Raw genomic sequence first — 321 nt, 5'->3', positions numbered from 1 at the left:
CCCTCTCAGGCCGGCTACCCGTCGTCGCCTTGGTAGGCCACTACCCCACCAACAAGCTGATAGGCCGCGGGTTCATCCTGCACCGCCAGAACTTTCAACAACCCTGGATGCCCAGGGAAGTGATATCCGGTATTAGACCTCGTTTCCAAGGCTTATCCCAGAGTGCAGGGCAGATTACCCACGTGTTACTCACCCGTTCGCCACTCATCCCCGGCCGAAACCGGTTCAGCGTTCGACTTGCATGTGTTAAGCACGCCGCCAGCGTTCGTCCTGAGCCAGGATCAAACTCTCCAACAATGAACAGTTTAATCGAGGCAAATG

At 56.4% G+C, this 321-nt stretch carries 1 rRNA gene; it reads right to left on the bottom strand.

The window, feature by feature from the left end:
• Positions 1-297 (bottom strand): 16S ribosomal RNA (locus OO60_RS44345); the annotation flags it as partial.
• Positions 298-321: the final 24 nt, after the last annotated feature.

Source organism: Amycolatopsis vancoresmycina, from assembly GCF_000716785.1.
Classification (GTDB): domain Bacteria; phylum Actinomycetota; class Actinomycetes; order Mycobacteriales; family Pseudonocardiaceae; genus Amycolatopsis; species Amycolatopsis vancoresmycina.
Note: the sequence above shows the minus strand (reverse complement) of the source record. Positions and strands in the feature narration are given on the sequence as shown.